This is a genomic window from Paenibacillus sp. E194, from assembly GCF_000935845.1.
Lineage (GTDB): Bacteria > Bacillota > Bacilli > Paenibacillales > Paenibacillaceae > Paenibacillus_B > Paenibacillus_B alvei_B.
This window is the reverse complement of record NZ_JMDX01000031.1, coordinates 1-18,117: the sequence shown is the minus strand read 5'-3', so window position 1 is coordinate 18,117 and position 18,117 is coordinate 1. Positions and strand designations below refer to the sequence as shown.

Here is an 18,117-nt window from a genome sequence, read left to right as displayed (position 1 = left end):
TAGTGACGGGTTCCACATCATAGAGGAGGGACTTCGATGCTGAAGACTGAACAAATTATAGAGAAAATGGCTGATTCAGGGATGAGAATTACGGATCAGCGTCGAACCTTGGCGAAGCTGTTCGCTGACACGAATGGATATTTAACACCTAAGGACGTATACGAATTTATGGGTAAGCGTTATTCCGGCTTGAGCTTCGACACGGTATACCGCAATTTGCGAATCATGTTCGATCTAGGAGTTCTGGAACAGGTAGTGTTCGAAGATGGAGTCAAGTTCCGCGTCACGTGTGCAGATGGGCATCATCACCATCACATGATATGTTTGCAGTGTGAGAAGACATATCCGATTCATTTCTGCCCGATGTCGCAAACCGATGTACCTGATCAATTCCAAGTCGTTCAACATAAATTCGAAGTGTTTGGATACTGCTCTACATGCACTGATAAGGATAATTCATCATCTTCTGAACCTAACCATGATGCAGGTGGAACCGGAATATGACGGAGGATGAAGGCAAGCAATGCTGTTCCTCAAGTGAGGAACACGCTGAGTGCCAAGCTGACAAGCGTCAAATAAGACGAAGTCTGGGTACGAGAATTGTACAGGCACCAGTTCGAGCCTACCGCAAATGGATATCACCGCTCAAACCGCCTACATGCCGCTTCTATCCGACATGTTCCACTTATGCGATGGAAGCATTGGAAGTCCATGGGCCTGTGAAGGGTACATGGCTGACGATGAAGCGAATTGCCAAGTGCCATCCCTTTCACCCTGGAGGCGTAGACAAGGTACCTCCGAAGCGTCCTTGACAGAGGGACAGCTCCTGATTTATATTTGAGGGTAGTTGTTGGATGCACATAATTGGAAATCGATATCTCCGAGGAACGGATAAGTAAGCAGAGAAGCCATTTCAGAGAGCCGGTATTGCTGGGAACCGGTATGGACGCTCTTCCGAACATGGTCCGGGAGGAACTGATGGTGAGCGAGTGATTGAGCTGCGAGAAGCAGGCTCTACCGTAAGCTGTTGGCGCATCATTCCCGTTAACGAATGCTTGATCGGCTACATACCGGTCACAATGAAGCCGCCTGTCGATATGTATGCAGGTGGGAAATTGGGTGGTACCACGTGAGATACAGCTCTCGTCCCAAATTGGGCGGGGGCTTTTTCTGTTTATTGAAGCTTTTGTCGAAGCTTTGATTGAAGCTCTAGTGAAGTGCAAGAAAGACAACATCGGATTTACTGCATGAAGAGAGATATGCTGAGGAGGATGAACGAACAATGAGTCAACAACGCAACACATTTTACATCACAACGCCGATCTACTATCCAAGTGACAAGCTGCATATTGGACATGCGTACACAACTGTAGCAGGGGACGCAATGGCACGCTATAAGCGTTTGCGCGGTTTTGATGTTCGCTACTTGACGGGTACAGACGAGCATGGTCAGAAGATCGAACGCAAGGCGAAAGACGCAGGGGTAACTCCACAGCAGTTCGTTGACAACATTGTCAGTGGAATAAAGGAACTGTGGAGCAAGCTGGATATCTCTTATGATGACTTTATTCGTACAACTGAAGAGCGTCATAAGAATGTTGTTCAGACGATTTTCGACCGATTGGTTCAGCAAGGAGACATTTACAAGGGTACGTATGAAGGCTGGTATTGTACACCGTGCGAATCGTTCTTCACAGAACGTCAGCTCGAGAATGGCAACTGCCCGGATTGTGGCCGTTCTGTGGAACTGGTTAAGGAAGAGAGCTACTTCTTCCGCATGAGCAAATATGCGGATCGACTGTTGGAATTCTATGAAGCGAACCCAGAGTTCATTCAGCCAGAATCTCGCAAAAATGAAATGATTAACAACTTCATTAAGCCAGGCTTGGAAGACCTCGCTGTATCCCGTACGTCTTTCGATTGGGGCGTGAAGGTGAAGGGCGATCCGAAGCATGTTGTTTATGTATGGATTGATGCATTGTCCAACTACATTTCCGCTCTAGGATATGGCTCGGACAATGATGAATTGTACAAGAAGTACTGGCCAGCGGATGTTCATTTGGTCGGGAAAGAGATCATTCGTTTCCATACGATTTACTGGCCGATTATGCTGATGGCGCTTGATCTTCCGCTTCCGAAGAAAGTGTTCGGACACGGCTGGCTGCTGATGAAGGACGGCAAAATGTCGAAGTCCAAAGGCAACGTTGTCGATCCTGTTATGCTGATTGATCGTTACGGATTGGACGCGCTTCGTTACTACTTGCTGCGCGAGGTGCCGTTCGGATCAGATGGTACGTTCACGCCGGAAGGCTTCGTAGAACGCATTAACTTCGATTTGGCGAACGATCTTGGCAACCTGTTGAACCGCACCGTTGCAATGATCGAGAAATACTTCGACGGCGAGATTCCTGCATATGCAGGCCAAGTTACGGCTTTCGATGGTGAAATTGCAGCCTTTGCTGCGCAGACAGTGGATAAAGTGGAAGCAGCTATGGAAGATATGGAATTCTCCGTAGCTCTGACTGCCATTTGGCAGTTCATCAGCCGTACGAACAAATACATTGATGAGACACAGCCTTGGGCACTTGCGAAGGATGAATCCAAGCGTGCAGAATTGGCTTCTGTTATGGCGCATTTGGCAGAGAGCCTGCGTATTTCCTCCATTCTGCTGCAGCCGTTCTTGACACAAGCCCCAGCGAAGGTGTGGGCTCAGCTTGGTATTGAAGCGGGAACGATTACGTCTTGGGAATCTGTTCGCACATTCGGAGCCATTCCGAACGGAACCAAGGTCGTGAAGGGTGACCCGATCTTCCCTCGTCTGGAAGTAGCAGAAGAGGTGCAAATCATCGCTGAAGCAATGAACGGAGGCAAGAAGGCAGAGCCAGCAGCTGAAGAAGCACCTGCCCAAGCTAAAGCAGACAACAGTGCTGCTGCGGCTGAGACAGGGTCGGCGAAGCCGGAGGATGCCAAAGAAGAAATCGCAATTGATGATTTTGCGAAGGTAGAGCTGCGCGTTGCACAAGTGACACATTGTGAACCTGTTCCTAAAGCAGATAAGCTGTTGCGATTGGAATTGGATATGGGCTATGAACAGCGTCAGGTTGTATCTGGAATCGCTCAATATTACAAGCCAGAAGAGCTTATTGGACGCAAGGTAATCTGTGTAGCGAATCTGAAGCCAGTGAAGCTGCGTGGTGTCTTGTCCCAAGGTATGATTTTGGCTGCTTCGAAGGATGGCCAATTGACGGTTGCAACAGTCCCAGACAGCATGCCGAATGGTGCAATTGTGAAGTAACAGAGGTTTGAACGAAATAAATAGGTGGCAGGCATACGTGGATGATTAGGGTATGAATAGCCATAGAAAAAGGCCGGGATCTCAACGATTCCGGCCTTTATTTGTTGAACGTCATTAATTCACGAAGAATAGGACGAACAGTCCTGCAAATACACAATAGAGCGAGAACCATTTCAGATTGCCGCGTGCCATAATGCCCATGAACCATTTCAAGGCGAAGTAGGATGCAACGAAGGAGCATACGAAGGCAAGCAAGTATGGAATCATCATTTGACCCAGTGTCGGGTCTTTGATCATATCCTTCCCTTCGAGAATCATACTTCCAAGGCTGACTGGAATGTACAAAAAGAAGGAGAAGCGAAGGGCAGTTTCCTGCTTCCATCCCAGTGCCATCGCAGCAACGATTGTTGAACCGGAACGGCTAATGCCTGGAATGAGCGCAACCGCTTGCGCTAGACCAACGATGAACGTCTCGCCGAATGACAGATCCTTGTCTCCCTTGCGGCCGTGCAAGTTGCGTATCAGCCAGAGAGCTAGTGCAGTCACGAGCAGCGTTGCACCGATAATCTTAACACCTTTGAACACATCTGCTATCGTATCCTTGAATACCACTCCGATAATCCCTGCTGGAATCGTAGCGAGAATTAAATAAATAACGAACATGAAGTCGTCTTTTGCATCCTGAGCGCGTGTGAACAGGAAGCGGAACGTATTTACGGTAAGCCGTACGATATCTTTACGATAAATGAGCAAAATAGCTAGCAAGGAGGCAAAGTTGACGAGCACCTCAAAGCCGAGACCTTCGATATGTAATCCGAATAATCGCTCAGCAATAACCAAATGCCCGCTTGACGATACCGGTATTGGTTCAGTGAAACCCTGCACCAATCCAAGCACGGCATATTTCAGCCATTCGATCCAATCCAAATCATTCACTCCTTAATTTCATTTATATATGGTTTTGAGCCTAACGGTAGGAATAGGCACTCTATCATATTAGTATCGTCTATCAATGATGTCAAAGAGTAACATGATAGAGAGTGCCTTACAATTTTGTCACATCTGCTTCTAATGATTATGCAGGCAGGAAATTGGAATGGAAGAAAAGTTAGGATTGACAAGGCGCAGAACACTTTTTATAATCTTAATAGTAATGATTACGAATTACAGAAAATTAACATGCGTAACTACATAATTTTGCGCAGAAGGAGAGTTATTTATATGAAGCTGAGAAGTAAATATAGAAGATTGCGTCATTCCTTGCTGACCCTGTGCTGCTTCGCATTGGTGTTGGCAGGATGTACGCAAGGTTCTCAATCCGGTATTGTAGAAGGGAAACTTAATGTTGTTACGAGCTTTTATCCGATTGCATTTTTAACAGAACAAATTGGCGGCGAACATGTAAACACTATCAATCTCATTCCTACTGGGATTGAGCCGCATGATTGGACACCAAAAAGCCGTGACCTGCATAATGCATCGAATGCTGAACTGCTGCTCGTCAATGGTGCAGGCTTCGAAACATGGCTGGACGATTTTTTGAAAGGCTTGGATTCCTCGTCTACTGTGAAGACACTTGAGGTAAGCAAGGGCATTCCTCTCATTGAGGCAGATGGAAGTGAGCACGAGCATCACGAAGGAGAAGGCGAAGATTCCGAACATGCGCATGAACACGAACATGGCAGCACAGATCCACACACGTGGGTGAGTCCAAAATCTGCATTGACGATGGCAAGCAATGTTAAGGATGCACTTGTTCAAGCCGACAGCGCGCATAAGGGTGAATATGAAGCAAATTATAAGCAGCTAAAGTCGAAGATTGAATCCGTAGATAAGTTATATACGGAGAAGCTAAGCTCGCTGAAGCAGCGTGAGATAGTGGTATCCCATCATGCATTTGGATACTTGTGCCGGGATTATGGATTGACGCAGCATGCAATTATGGGCATTACGCCAGATGCTGAACCAAGAGCGCAAGATTTGGTGAAGCTCTCGAAGCTGGTGAAGGATAAGGGGTTGAAGTACGTGTTCTTTGAGGAGCTTGTATCGGATCAATTAGCGAATACATTGGCTGGTGAAGCGGGTGTGAGCACACTCGTATTGAACCCGCTTGAAGGCTTGACGAAGCAGCAGGCAGAACAAGGGGACAATTACGTAACGATCATGGAACGCAATTTGCAAAATCTCCTTGTCGCGCTACAATAAATGAGGAACGGATCAAAGTCCGTTACCGAGAGTTGCACGGCTGGACGGTGCGTGCAAGGAAGAGAGAGGGCACGATGATGAATATGACGGACACCTGCCATAACCAGGTGATTTCAATAGAGGATGTTGGCTTCAGCTATGAAGGACAGACGGTTCTGAACGATGTCAACTTCACCGTATATGAGCGGGATTTTGTAGGTGTCATCGGCACGAATGGCGCCGGCAAAACAACGCTTCTGCGACTGATGGTCGGCTTGCTGAAGCCCACCTCAGGGCAGATTAAACTGTTCGGTACGCCGATCAATCGTTTCAAGGAATGGGATCGGATTGGGTATGTGCCGCAGAAGAATTCCTTTAATCCATTATTTCCGGCGACTGTGATGGAGGTCGTACAATCCGGCATGTACAATCGTCGGCGGATGTTCCGGCGACTTAAGCAGGAGGAAATTAATCAATGCCGCGATGCGATGCGTGTGATGCGGGTTGAGGATTTGGCGGATAAACTCATCGGGCAGTTATCGGGGGGGCAGCAGCAGCGTGTATTTCTAGCGCGAGCGATGGTGAATAAGCCTGAACTGCTCATATTGGATGAGCCTACAGTTGGGATCGATACGGAAACGCAAAAGGATTTCTTCAACCTGCTGCAGCATTTGCATGAACATCACCATATGACCTTCATTATGGTTTCTCATGATATGGATCTTGTGAATTCATGGCTTGGCTGTGATCCGAAGGGGACATGCGGCAAGCTGAACTTCTACGTGAAGCATTCGCACAATGTGCAATGTTCAGAGCCGGATCTATCGCACGGTATACTCTAAGGAAGACTGCTCCTTGCTCTGCATGGAATTGAATTAAAGGGGACGTTGTCATTGCTGGACATCATACAATCTGATTTTTTTATACGCGCATTGATCGGGGGATTATTAATTGGCGCCATAGGCCCGCTTATGGGGATGTTTCTTGTGCTGCGCCGGTTGTCCATGATAGGGGATACCCTCGCGCATGTGACAATCGCTGGGGTAGCGCTTGGGTTTCTGCTCGGCGTGTATCCGCTGGCCATGGGACTTGTATTCGCGCTTGTAGGTGCGATTGCGATTGAGAAGCTGCGCAAAGCATACAAAACGTACGCTGAGCTGTCCATTGCTGTCATCATGTCAGGCGGTGTTGCGCTGGCATCGCTCTTTTTTACGCTAGGAATGAACTTTAGCGCGAATGTGAACAATTATTTGTTCGGAAGTATTTATACACTGAATGGTACTGACTTGATCGTAGTTGGGGTTGTAACCCTTATCGTTGTCGTATTTCTGCTCCTCTTCTTCAAGGAAATGTTTTTGCTTACCTTTGATGAAGATGCAGCTGCGGTAAATGGCCTTCCGGTACGAATGCTTAATATTGCCGTCACGGTGCTGACCGCGCTCGTAATTAGTGCAGCCATCAAAATTGTAGGCGCACTTCTCGTCTCGGCCTTATTAACGATCCCAGTAGCCATTAGTCTGTTTGTAGCCAAGGGTTTCAAGCAGTCTGTTATCGTATCGGTGCTTGTAGCCGAAGCTGCTGTCGTTGGCGGGCTTCTGACCGCAGGGATTTGGAATTTGGCACCAGGGGCTACGATTGTCCTATTGCTCATTGCCGTGTTAATATTGACATTGATAGCAAGAAGAGGAATTCGGGTGTGATACAGCGCCCATCTTCTTTCTGTTAGGGCAATCGACTAATACGGGGAGGCGAAGCGGTTGGGTCATATTACGGTGTGGATAGCTTTCTGGGCGGGATTTGTATCCTTTATATCTCCATGCTGTTTGCCGTTATATCCATCTTACATTTCGATCATTACGGGGATGTCGGTGAGTCAATTAAAGGATAAGCAGAATAAGCGCGAGGTTAGATGGCGCACAATGACTCACACGTTGTTTTTCATTTTAGGGATCAGTGTCGTGTTCTACACACTTGGTCTGGGCGCTACTCTGCTCGGTTCTTACTTGGCTGAATATCGAGATTTGATTCGTCAGATTTCGGCTATTTTCATTCTCATTATGGGGCTTGTGCTCATCGGTGTATTCAAGCCTCAGCTCTTAATGAAGGAACGGAAGCTGGATTTTGGACAGAAGAGCGGATACTTCGGCTCCTTTCTGTTCGGGATGGGCTTTTCCGCCGGCTGGTCGCCTTGCATTGGCCCAATTCTGACTGCCATCATTTCATTAAGTGCATCTGAGCCAAGCACAGGTATGTTAATGATTACTGCCTATTGTATTGGTTTTGGTTTGCCATTCTTTATTCTATCCTTCTTCATTGGCTCAACCCGATGGCTTACGAAATATTCGGGTATCATGATGAAGGTAGGCGGGGCGATTATGATCGTGATGGGGATACTCTTGTTCACCGATCATTTGAGTCAGCTGAATGTTTGGCTGCAGCAGATTACCCCGGAGTGGATGAGAAGACTGACATAACTGACAGAACCTACATAATCAAACCATATCTACCGTGACCGCTGCCAGCTAATTTCATAGATGGAGCGGTCTTTCTATGAATATCCACAGATTGCAGCTATGGTAAATGTCGAGCAAAACAGGTCTAAGGTTGAACTTGACCTCGAAACCATGTAAACTTAAAGTTACACGATTATTTCCGTATATGAATATGCATTTCTTCATTTCCGCTAAGGGAAAGTATTCTTTATTGATGTGAAATGAGGAACATGTTGAAGCAGGAAGCGCTTTTGGACAAGTCGTGTAACGTGGAAGGAAATGAGGGACGCTTGATGCCTACACCAAGCATGGAAGACTATTTGGAACGTATCTATAAACTGATTGACGAGAAAGGATATGCTCGCGTATCCGATATTGCAGAAGGATTGGAAGTGCACCCTTCTTCTGTGACGAAGATGATTCAGAAGCTCGATAAGGACGATTATCTTATTTATGAGAAATATCGCGGGCTCGTGCTGACAAGCAAGGGGAAGAAGATCGGCAAGCGATTGGTGGATCGCCATCAGCTGCTCGAAGACTTCTTAACCTTGATCGGTGTAGCCGACGAGCATATTTATACAGACGTAGAAGGAATCGAGCATCACCTAAGCTGGAACTCGATTACATGCATCGAAACACTTGTTGAATACTTCCGCAGAGACCCTCAGCGCCTGCAAGCGCTTAGTGATTTGCGCGGTGAATTGGATAATGAATCGTAAAACATCTGTTTTTTGCGAAACAGATGTTTTATTTTTTGCGTCTAATAGTTGAGGGGAAATGAAATTTACTCATTTTTTCGTTCAACATGGACAAGGGAGATGGAAAAAAAGAATGATGAATCATGCGAAAAAAGTACTTCTCGGCACATTTGCTGCTGTTATGCTAAGTACGCTTATGCCGCAGACGGGGAATGCGGCCAGCAATGACATTCGAATTTTGATGAACAATAAGCAGCTTCAAACGGATGTAGCTCCTTATTTGATGCCAGGCAAGAATGTGACGATGCTGCCATTCCGAGCAGTAGGGGAAGCTACTGGTGCGACTGTAGGTTGGGATCAGGCGAATCGCCAGGTTGAGTTCCGGAAGGATGGGCATACCATACGCTTGACGATTGGCGACAGCAATGCGGAAGTGGATGGGCAACATGTGCAGCTCGACGTATCTGCCTCCATGCGTGGTGGACGAACGATGGTTCCGCTTCGCTTTATCAGTGAAAGTGTTGGATTGAAGGTGGATTGGAATCAGCGAGAACGTATTATTACAATTGCCTCTGAAGGTGGCGAAGCTGGATCTGAAGATGGCGAAGCGATCCATTCGGAATCACTGAGAGGAACGTGGATATCGACCGTCTACAATATTGATTGGCCGCAGGATCCGAAGAAGTCAGGCTTCAATGCGGAACGTCAGAAGCAGCAGTATACAAGCATGCTGGACAAGCTCCAAGAGGCAGGAATCAACGCTGTTTTCGTGCAGGTGCGGCCAACTTCAGATGCCTTCTATCCTTCGAAGCTGCTTCCTTGGTCGGAATGGCTGACAGGAACGCAAGGCAAGGATCCAGGATATGACCCATTGAAATTCATGGTAGAAGAGACACATAAGCGCGGCATGCAGTTCCATGCATGGTTTAACCCTTACCGTGTAAGTGTACAAGGAGATGTATCCAAGCTGGTTAATGGTCATCCCGCGAAGGAGCATCCAGACTGGGTTGTAAAGCACCAGAACAAGCTTATCTATAATCCAGGCGTCCCAGAAGCTCGTCAGTTTGTGCTTGATTCCATCATGGAAGTTGTCAATAACTATGATATCGATGGCGTGCATCTGGACGATTACTTCTATCCATATGGCGAAGACAAGGAATCATTTAAGGATAATGATACATATGAACGCTACAACAAGGTATTCAATAACAAGGGCGATTGGCGTAGAAATAATGTGAATGAGTTCATTGAATCCCTGTACAAGCAGATTAAGTCGGCGAAGCCGAATGTACAATTTGGTATAAGTCCGTTCGGAGTATGGCGCAACTCCAGCGCAGATCCAACCGGATCAGCAACGAAGGCGGGACTTAGCAGCTATGACAATCTGTATGCAGATACAAGAACATGGATCAAGAATCATTGGATCGATTATATTGCACCTCAAGTGTATTGGCACATCGGCCACAAGGCTGCGTCCTACGACACGTTAGTGAATTGGTGGGTCAAAGAAACGGCAGGCACTGGGGTGGAACTATTTATTGGACACGCTGCCTATAAGCTTGCCGATGCAAATGAAACGGACTGGAACAGTGCAGATGTACTTATTAAGCAGTTGGAGTTCAATTCGCGAATTGATGCGGTAGCGGGCAGTATATTCTTCAGTGCTGCTGATCTGGTAAGAAATACGAAGCAGGTATCCGATAAGCTTCAACATTATTACGAGGAAAAATAGATGTAAGCCATAATCAGAAATTATACTTTTCATCCAATCATATCCCCTCCTGTATGAGCATACATACAAGAAAAAGCAGTATGTGAGCGAGGAGGGGGATCCCGTGCGTATCAATGCGGTATTCGAAGGCGGGGGAGTCAAGGGGATATCGTTAGTTGGTGCAGTCCATTCAGCCGAGCAGCACGGGATGACATTCAATCGTGTCGCAGGCACTTCATCGGGCTCGATTGTAGCCTCATTTCTTGCCGCTGGCTATACTGCAGAAGAGATGGAGCGGCTCATATTGGAGATGCCGTTCTCTTCCTTTTTGCAACGTGCGCCAATCTTTCAGATTAAGTGGATTGGTCCAGCAATTCGATTACTGTGGAAAAAGGGGCTATATTCAGGTGAAGCACTCGAGAAATGGGTGCATGATTGCCTGTTGAAGAAAGGGATTCGCACGTTTGGGGATTTAAAGAAGGAACAGCTAAGAATCATTGCCTCGGATATTACGAATGGGAGGCTGATGGTTCTCCCTGACGACATTGAGAACTACGGGATAGACCCAGCATCATTCCTCGTAAGCAAGGCAATACGAATGAGCACAAGCATTCCTTACTTCTTCGATCCGGTGATATTACGAGCCCCATTTGAGGTGAAGAATGGCCGGACGAAGAAGTTTGCTGATCAATTCTCCTACATCGTGGACGGTGGGATGCTCTCCAACTTCCCGCTTTGGCTGTTCGATGATGAAGTTGACCCGCGATCGAATCGTCTGATTCCAACGATCGGCTTTCAAATGGTAGGAAAGCAGTCTGGCCAGCCCCATCAGATTACGGGTCTCATAACAATGCTGCAGGCCATGGTATCCACCATGATCTCGGCACATGACCAGCGCTATATCGATAAGGAGAACCGATTCCGTACGATTAAGATCCCTACACTGGGTATCGGGACAACTGACTTTGATTTAACCGTTGAGCAGAGCATGGCATTATATGAGTCAGGTGAGAAAGCGGGCGATGCCTACTTCCAGCAGTGGACGAGGGACGCATATGAGAAGATGTATAAGGTGCATTGCTGCGGGAAGACGAAGATATAACCAAAAACAGCGCTTGGATGAATAGGACTCATCTAAGCGCTGTTTTTGTTTATTTGGTCTGTTGTCTGTTCTCATCCTTAGCCTTGTTGCCCTCAATGACCGTAAGTTTTGCTTGTGATCGAGGTCGTATACGCTTCTTAGCTTGAGGCGCACGTGCTGCTTTCAGCTTCGCTTCCGTACGAGGCGAGACCTTAACCTTGACGCTCTTCTTCGGCCCAAATCGATAGACGAGGAATACAACGGCAATGATGGCGACGGGAATTAGAATGGATATAGGATCTCGCGTGAAGCTGCTAACGATTCCGATTCCAACCAACACAGCCATGAGGAGCATAAACCATCGCGGCAGTCGGGCCATCGTCATCATTCCCTTCTTGTCATAATGTTGATGTAGATTTAAGATACAGCCTGTTTAGGCTGTAATTCGCGATCAAGCTCACACATGCGATTGAAGGAAGCAATCGACACTTCCACCTGATCATCAGTAGGCTCCTTCGTTGTTAGCAACTGCAGCCACAGTCCAGGGTACCCAAGCCAGCGAAGTACAGGCACATTCCGCAGGGCATTCGTCAACCGCAGGAACTCATAGGATACGCCCATGACTACCGGAATCAACAGGAGCCTAGGATAAATGCGTTCCCATAAATTATCATATGGGATAAAGGAGTAAATAACGACTCCAACGATGACGGACAAAATAATAAAACTACTGCCGCAGCGATAATGCAGCGTGCTGAACTTCTGTACGTTCTGTACCGTTAGATCTACACCGGCTTCATATGCGGTAATTACCTTATGCTCAGCGCCATGATATTGGAACAGACGCTTGACAATAGGTGTCTTGGAAATTAGCCACAAATACCCGAGAAGGAACGCAATTTTAATGACACCTTCAATGACAGTATGGATCACGATATTATTGAAGGTCGACCCGAAAATGAGTTCTTCAATGACAACTGGAACGGTTGTGAAAATAATTTTACTAAAGATAAGTGATAAAATTCCGACTACCGCTACCCCGACGATCATTGCAAGGTTCCATTTGGAGTCTTTGCCTGCCTCAGCAGCTTCAATTCCTTCTTCATCCTCTGCGTATTTCTCTGCAGCGTAGTTCAAGTGCTGATATCCCTTAGAACTGGCATCGAATATGCCAACAATCCCTCGGAGCAGCGGGATTCTTTTTAGCTTGGCAACCCATGCTTTATCTTTCTTTGGTACTTCGTAGAACGTAATGGATTGATCTTTGCGACGGACAGCCGTCACATTGACGTGCTTGCCGCCAAACATTACGCCTTCAATTACGGCCTGTCCACCGTAAATGGATTTCTGATCTGACAATTACTTCACCATCCCCATCTTGAATGCATTCCGCTTTGCGTGTGTACCGAAGGTGCCTCAAGTAAGAAGCACTTCACGATTTTGAAATAATAATAATTTTATTGTAGCGAATTTTGCTGGCGTTTTCCACACCATGATTGTAATCCGCCTAGGTTGGAGCATACTACATACACGTTGAGATGATCACACTTGGGAGGAATGGCAATGAATGAAAGGCAAGCAAGGGCGGAGCGTAAGAAGAATCCTACTGACCCATTATCGTTTTCTGTGCAAATCGGTTTTTTTGCCGGGCTGATATGGGGCGGGATACGTTGGCTCGCTTATACTTTCCACTTTACTTCGGTGATCCCTGGGATGATTGCGGAACCTTTCTACCCGCATAAATATTTGATTACTATCCAAGGCCAGCTAGTAGGATGGGGCGCATTCATTTTATTTTCAATTGCAGCTTCCATACTATATACGCTTTTCCTACGGAAAGTACCTGGTCCGTACCCTGGGATTCTATATGGGATTGTATGGTGGGTTCTATTATATGTTGTACCGGGGCCTATGCTTGGTCTCGTGCATCCAGTATGGAGGACAACATGGAACACGATATGGACGGAATCCTGTATCATGCTTGTCTGGGGATTATTCATTGGCTATACGGTAGCAACGGAGTTCAATCATGAACAGGAGCGTGAACCCGATGAGGCAGAGCGTTTCAAAATGAAGGGGGGATCGGGCTATACTAGCGGTGGAGGACAGGGGTCTGGGAAGTCAGGAAATAGAGGGCCTGACAGTGTAACCAGCGGCGGAGTTGTTCATTCAGCAGCAAGAAGTGATTCTGGGGAAGAGGTGCATGATTACCCAGAGCGACGCAAGCCTAAACCGATCATGTAGCTAAATGCGCGATGTCATGCGGGGTTTGCTGTATTGACGCTTCTCATTTTCTGCATCGTATGTTAAAATACGTGAGGATTCGTCTGTTGACGGTACGCTTGAGAGGTGGAATCATCATGGCTTGTTACTTGTTATTGAACGGACCGAACTTGAATATGCTCGGCATTCGCGAGCCTGGTGTCTACGGGAGCGAATCGTTGGCTGCGATTGAAGCACGGCTTACAGAGATGGCTGCATCTTGGGGCGTTTCACTGGAATGCTACCAGAGCAATCATGAAGGAGCGCTCATAGACCGTATCCATGAGGCATATGGGACATGCGACGGTATTGTCATTAATCCGGGAGCACTTACGCATTACAGCTATGCACTGCGAGATGCATTAAGTGCGGTTCGCATTCCGACAGTGGAAGTTCATATGTCCAACATACATAAGCGGGAAGAATTCCGGCATGTGTCTGTAACCGCTCCTGTAGTGGTAGGACAAATTGCGGGATTCGGAGCATTAAGCTATGAGTTGGGATTGTCTGCACTGCATCAGTATGTGTTCTCACAACGGGCAGAAGGTCAATCTCAAGGGTGACGGAACAATGCAAAGTCGGGAGATGATGAGAAGATGAGCCAATCACGTTTGACTCGTTTAAGAGAAGCAATGGGGACGAAAGGCTTGGAAGCCATGTTCATCACAAGTGCGGTGAACCGTCGTTACATGACAGGATTTACAGGTTCATCCGGCTATGTGCTGATTACGCAAGACCGCGCAGTGCTGCTGACGGATTTCCGCTATATGACACAGGCGCCGCAGCAAGCTGTCGATTATGACGTTGTTGAACACGGCGCGAAGATGACAGATACGTTGAAGCAGCTTCTGTCTGATATGCATATTAGTCGTCTAGGGTTCGAACAGGATCACGTCGTATTCGCAACTTATACAGGGTATCAAGGACAGCTCGAAGGCATTGAACTTGTACCTGTATCTGGGCTGATTGAAGATCTTCGCATGATTAAGGATGAGGGAGAATTGGCGATTATGCGCGAAGCTGCTCAGCTTGCGGATCGTACATTCAGCCATATTCTGAACTTCCTCAAGCCAGGCGTATCCGAGAAGGATATTGCGCTTGAGATGGAATTCTTCATGCGTAAGAATGGAGCAACATCGAGCTCCTTCGAAACGATCGTTGCATCTGGCGAACGATCCGCATTGCCGCATGGTGTTGCAAGTGATCGCATCATCCAAGGCAACGAGTTCATTAAGCTTGACTTCGGTGCTTTGTACAATGGGTATTGCTCAGACATTACACGTACTGTAGTACTGGGTAAGCCGACTGACAAGCATCATGAAATTTATAACATTGTTCTTGAAGCACAGATGAATGCAATTCAACATATTCGTCCGGGGATGACTGGACGCGAGGCAGATGCCTTAACTCGTGACATCATTAAGGGTTACGGATATGGTGACCATTTCGGACACAGCACCGGTCATGGCTTGGGTATGGAAGTTCATGAAAATCCAAGATTGGCATTCGGAAGCGATACGGTGTTAATTCCCGGTATGACCGTTACGGTGGAGCCTGGGATCTATATTCCAGGATTCGGCGGTGTACGTATCGAAGACGATATTGTGATTACGGAAGACGGGATTGAAATAATAACACAATCAACGAAACAACTGCTCGTATTAGACATGTAGTGACGGGCGCAGTTCAGTAGAAATCTAACCAGTACACTGAGCATCGAACGTATTTCATTACGGTTAATCGGGGTTGCCATGCATGTAGGAGGGAAATTAGAGTGATTTCAGTAAACGATTTTAAAACAGGTTTGACAGTAGAAGTGGATGGAGATATCTTTACAGTCTTGGATTTCCAACACGTTAAGCCAGGTAAAGGTGCTGCGTTCGTACGCTCCAAATTGAAAAACTTGCGTAACGGCAACGTTACGGAGAAGACGTTCCGTGCAGGTGAAACAATCGGCCGTGCGCAAATCGATAACCGCGAAGTACAATACCTGTACAACAGTGGTGAAGAGTATACATTCATGGACAATGAGTCCTACGACCAATTCTCTTTGGACAAGAACCAATTGGAATGGGAATTGAACTTCTTGAAGGACAACATGATCGTTAACATCGTAAGCTATAAAGGTGAAATCCTTGGTATCAACATGCCGAACAACGTTGAGCTTAAGGTAGTTGAGACAGAGCCAGGCGTTAAAGGCAACACGGCTCAAGGTGCAACGAAGAACGCGACAGTGGAAACTGGCTTGAACGTTCAAGTGCCACTCTTCATCAACGAAGGCGATGTACTGCTTATCGATACACGCGAAGGCAAGTACATTTCTCGTGCCTAATTATTGAATACGTATTTTAATAAGCCCTGAGTGCCCTGTGCATTCGGGGCTTTTATAATTTAACGTACCGCATTGGTAAAATTGTGCTATAATATGCTATTAAAAGAAAGTGCAAGCATTTCTAGTTCATAGGGTGGGAGTGAGTCAGTGTGGCACTATATGTCATGAAGTTCGGAGGCAGCTCAGTAGGAGATATTGAGAGAATGAAGCGGGTTGCCAAACGAATCGTAGAAAAAAAACAAGAAGGCCACCAGTGTGTTGTTGTTGTATCAGCAATGGGAGACACGACGGACGAATTAATCGATCAATCGAAAAGCTTGAATGAGAATCCTCCTGCACGTGAAATGGATATGCTGCTCACGACAGGCGAGCAAATCTCGGTAGCGTTGTTATCCATGGCCGTCCATCAGCTTGGTCACCAAGCGATGTCTATGACCGGATGGCAGGCTGGATTCCGAACAGACGGTACATACGGCAGGGCACGTATTGTCGACATACAGTCTGAACGGGTGAAAAATGCACTGCAGGAAGGTCAGATTGTAATTGTGGCTGGATTCCAGGGGATGTCGGAAGTCGGAGAAATAACAACATTAGGCCGTGGAGGCTCAGATACGACAGCCGTTGCGCTGGCTGCTGCTATTCAGGCGGATGTATGTGAGATTTATACGGATGTTGACGGCATATACTCTACAGATCCTCGAATCGTAAACTGTGCCCGGAAGCTGAAGGAAATATCCTATGACGAAATGCTGGAGCTGGCTAACCTAGGGGCAGCCGTATTGCACCCGCGTGCAGTAGAATACGCCAAGCACAATTCAGTGTGTCTTGTTGTTCGATCCAGCTTTAACTACAATGAGGGGACAATCGTGAAGGAGGAAGCTACAATGGAACAGGGTGTAGTCGTTAGTGGCATCGCATATGATAAGAATGTAGCGCGTATTAGCATTTTGGGCGTCGCTGATTTGCCGGGAGTATTGGCGAAGGTATTCGGAGCGCTTGCAAATGAACATATAGATGTAGATATTATTGTACAGAGCGGTGTATTAAACGGTGAGGCAGACTTCTCCTTCACGACAGCACTTGCTGATTGTGAGCGGGCAGTATCCGTTATTGAGAACATTCGCGGTGAGGTTCCATACCGTGAAGTTACATCAGAGCGAGATTTGGTGAAAATTTCGATAGTAGGGGCTGGTATGGTTAGCCATCCGGGTGTTGCTGCTAAAATGTTCGACATTATCTCCCGGACGGGAGTCAGCATTAAAATGGTGAGCACCTCTGAAATTAAAGTATCCTGTGTTGTGGCAGCTGATAACCTGCATGATATTATTCGAGCTCTTCATACAGGCTATGGCTTGGACACAATGGAAACAGCATTCGTAGGCGGTCCTCAAGATCGTAGATAACGGACTGCATTTATTAGAACCTATCAATAATCCATCTGCTTATCTGCAATAATAGTGCGGTTATACCTGCGGCCATTAACGGCCCTACCGGAATGCCGCGCAGAAGAACGATCCCAATGATTGACCCTGCCACTAGGCCGACAATCATTTGCGGATCGTTTTTTAATAGCTCCAGTCCTTTGCCATTCATAGAGGTGGCAATAGCCCCGCCCGCAAGTGCCATCATACCTGGCCAGGAAGATAGGGCTGACCATAGGTCGTGGGTAGTGATTCGCTCTGCCGCAAAGGGAACAAGCACGGCAATGGTGAGAAATAATAATCCGAACTCCAATCCACGACGTTCAATGGTAGGAAGATAGCGCTCTAAATGGACAAGCTTAACGATGAGTAATATACATGCGGCAGTTGTAATAATTGGAGATCGGCTAACGAGACCTATGAGTATGAGTGTAACGAGTACAAATTCACCATTCATGTATCATGCTCCTCAAGAGAGAGTTGTTCATACCATCGTGTGCCGAAGACTGTAGTCATTTCCAATGTATGAACAAGCCCCTCTGCTTTAGAACATAGACCGTCTGGCGCCCTGCTCGTAATTGTGACGTTTATGATGATATAAACGGCTTCATCGTGTGGTTGTCTGTAAGAATGGGGACGAG

At 46.9% G+C, this 18,117-nt stretch carries 21 protein-coding genes; 16 read left to right on the top strand and 5 right to left on the bottom strand.

Going from position 1 to position 18,117, the window contains the following annotated elements:
• The first annotated feature begins 36 nt into the window (after positions 1-36).
• From AZ66_RS06630 to metG, 4 genes are all read left to right on the top strand, one after another.
• A complete protein-coding gene (locus AZ66_RS06630; RefSeq protein WP_044354103.1) occupies positions 37-504 on the top strand; it encodes a Fur family transcriptional regulator in 468 nt (155 codons plus the stop codon).
• A gap of 83 nt (positions 505-587) precedes the next feature.
• Positions 588-812: a membrane protein insertion efficiency factor YidD gene (yidD, locus tag AZ66_RS06625; RefSeq protein ID WP_036621088.1), complete on the top strand. Its 225-nt coding sequence runs from the start codon at positions 588-590 to the stop codon at positions 810-812.
• Positions 813-989: 177 nt separating this feature from the next.
• The gene (locus AZ66_RS31260; protein ID WP_156159919.1) at positions 990-1,133 is read left to right on the top strand and encodes a hypothetical protein; all 144 of its coding nucleotides are present in this window, start codon (positions 990-992) and stop codon (positions 1,131-1,133) included.
• Between the two features lie 149 nt (positions 1,134-1,282).
• Entirely contained in the window at positions 1,283-3,295 is a 2,013-nt protein-coding gene (metG, locus tag AZ66_RS06620; protein ID WP_044354102.1) for a methionine--tRNA ligase, read from the top strand.
• A 114-nt stretch (positions 3,296-3,409) separates the two neighbouring features.
• Here the strand turns inward: metG and AZ66_RS06615 are convergent, their stop codons facing one another.
• Complete coding sequence (locus AZ66_RS06615; RefSeq protein WP_044354101.1) at positions 3,410-4,222, bottom strand: undecaprenyl-diphosphate phosphatase; 813 nt, start codon at positions 4,220-4,222, stop codon at positions 3,410-3,412.
• Positions 4,223-4,516: 294 nt separating this feature from the next.
• Between AZ66_RS06615 and AZ66_RS06610 the strand changes: the two genes are divergently transcribed.
• The 7 genes from AZ66_RS06610 (at position 4,517) to AZ66_RS06580 (ending at position 11,482) form a co-directional block, all read left to right on the top strand.
• Positions 4,517-5,500 (top strand): metal ABC transporter solute-binding protein, Zn/Mn family, encoded by a 984-nt coding sequence (locus tag AZ66_RS06610; RefSeq protein ID WP_044354100.1) that lies wholly within the window; start codon positions 4,517-4,519, stop codon positions 5,498-5,500.
• A 77-nt stretch (positions 5,501-5,577) separates the two neighbouring features.
• Positions 5,578-6,321: a metal ABC transporter ATP-binding protein gene (locus AZ66_RS06605; protein ID WP_044354110.1), complete on the top strand. Its 744-nt coding sequence runs from the start codon at positions 5,578-5,580 to the stop codon at positions 6,319-6,321.
• 51 nt (positions 6,322-6,372) lie between these two features.
• Positions 6,373-7,179 (top strand): metal ABC transporter permease, encoded by an 807-nt coding sequence (locus tag AZ66_RS06600; RefSeq protein ID WP_021253007.1) that lies wholly within the window; start codon positions 6,373-6,375, stop codon positions 7,177-7,179.
• Between the two features lie 57 nt (positions 7,180-7,236).
• Positions 7,237-7,953: a cytochrome c biogenesis CcdA family protein gene (locus tag AZ66_RS06595; RefSeq protein WP_021261800.1), complete on the top strand. Its 717-nt coding sequence runs from the start codon at positions 7,237-7,239 to the stop codon at positions 7,951-7,953.
• 311 nt (positions 7,954-8,264) lie between these two features.
• Complete coding sequence (gene mntR, locus AZ66_RS06590; RefSeq protein ID WP_021261799.1) at positions 8,265-8,690, top strand: transcriptional regulator MntR; 426 nt, start codon at positions 8,265-8,267, stop codon at positions 8,688-8,690.
• 112 nt (positions 8,691-8,802) lie between these two features.
• Positions 8,803-10,401 (top strand): family 10 glycosylhydrolase, encoded by a 1,599-nt coding sequence (locus AZ66_RS06585; protein WP_231586758.1) that lies wholly within the window; start codon positions 8,803-8,805, stop codon positions 10,399-10,401.
• A gap of 103 nt (positions 10,402-10,504) precedes the next feature.
• Positions 10,505-11,482 carry a patatin-like phospholipase family protein gene (locus AZ66_RS06580; protein ID WP_044354099.1) on the top strand — a complete coding sequence of 326 codons (978 nt, stop codon included), beginning with the start codon at positions 10,505-10,507 and terminating at the stop codon, positions 11,480-11,482.
• Between the two features lie 49 nt (positions 11,483-11,531).
• On the opposite strand, the gene AZ66_RS06575 is transcribed toward AZ66_RS06580, so the two are convergent.
• Positions 11,532-11,840 carry a hypothetical protein gene (locus AZ66_RS06575; RefSeq protein WP_052648419.1) on the bottom strand — a complete coding sequence of 103 codons (309 nt, stop codon included), beginning with the start codon at positions 11,838-11,840 and terminating at the stop codon, positions 11,532-11,534.
• A gap of 38 nt (positions 11,841-11,878) precedes the next feature.
• Positions 11,879-12,769 carry a DUF1385 domain-containing protein gene (locus AZ66_RS06570; protein WP_044354107.1) on the bottom strand — a complete coding sequence of 297 codons (891 nt, stop codon included), beginning with the start codon at positions 12,767-12,769 and terminating at the stop codon, positions 11,879-11,881.
• Positions 12,770-13,024: 255 nt separating this feature from the next.
• Here AZ66_RS06570 and AZ66_RS06565 point away from each other — a divergent pair, with 255 nt between their 5' ends.
• The 5 genes from AZ66_RS06565 (at position 13,025) to AZ66_RS06545 (ending at position 17,458) form a co-directional block, all read left to right on the top strand.
• Positions 13,025-13,705, top strand: coding sequence for a YqhR family membrane protein (locus tag AZ66_RS06565; RefSeq protein WP_044354098.1), 681 nt, complete (start codon positions 13,025-13,027; stop codon positions 13,703-13,705).
• 116 nt (positions 13,706-13,821) lie between these two features.
• Positions 13,822-14,286, top strand: coding sequence for a type II 3-dehydroquinate dehydratase (aroQ, locus tag AZ66_RS06560; RefSeq protein ID WP_044354097.1), 465 nt, complete (start codon positions 13,822-13,824; stop codon positions 14,284-14,286).
• 33 nt (positions 14,287-14,319) lie between these two features.
• Positions 14,320-15,396 (top strand): M24 family metallopeptidase, encoded by a 1,077-nt coding sequence (locus tag AZ66_RS06555; RefSeq protein WP_044354096.1) that lies wholly within the window; start codon positions 14,320-14,322, stop codon positions 15,394-15,396.
• 101 nt (positions 15,397-15,497) lie between these two features.
• A complete protein-coding gene (gene efp, locus AZ66_RS06550; RefSeq protein WP_021261791.1) occupies positions 15,498-16,055 on the top strand; it encodes an elongation factor P in 558 nt (185 codons plus the stop codon).
• 149 nt (positions 16,056-16,204) lie between these two features.
• Positions 16,205-17,458: an aspartate kinase gene (locus tag AZ66_RS06545; protein ID WP_044354095.1), complete on the top strand. Its 1,254-nt coding sequence runs from the start codon at positions 16,205-16,207 to the stop codon at positions 17,456-17,458.
• 13 nt (positions 17,459-17,471) lie between these two features.
• Here AZ66_RS06545 and AZ66_RS06540 read toward each other — a convergent pair whose 3' ends face one another.
• Positions 17,472-17,933, bottom strand: coding sequence for a DUF441 domain-containing protein (locus tag AZ66_RS06540; RefSeq protein ID WP_021261789.1), 462 nt, complete (start codon positions 17,931-17,933; stop codon positions 17,472-17,474).
• Positions 17,930-18,117: hypothetical protein (locus AZ66_RS32425; RefSeq protein ID WP_044354094.1), on the bottom strand; the 188-nt coding region annotated here is incomplete at its 5' end. The genes AZ66_RS06540 and AZ66_RS32425, both read right to left, overlap by 4 nt.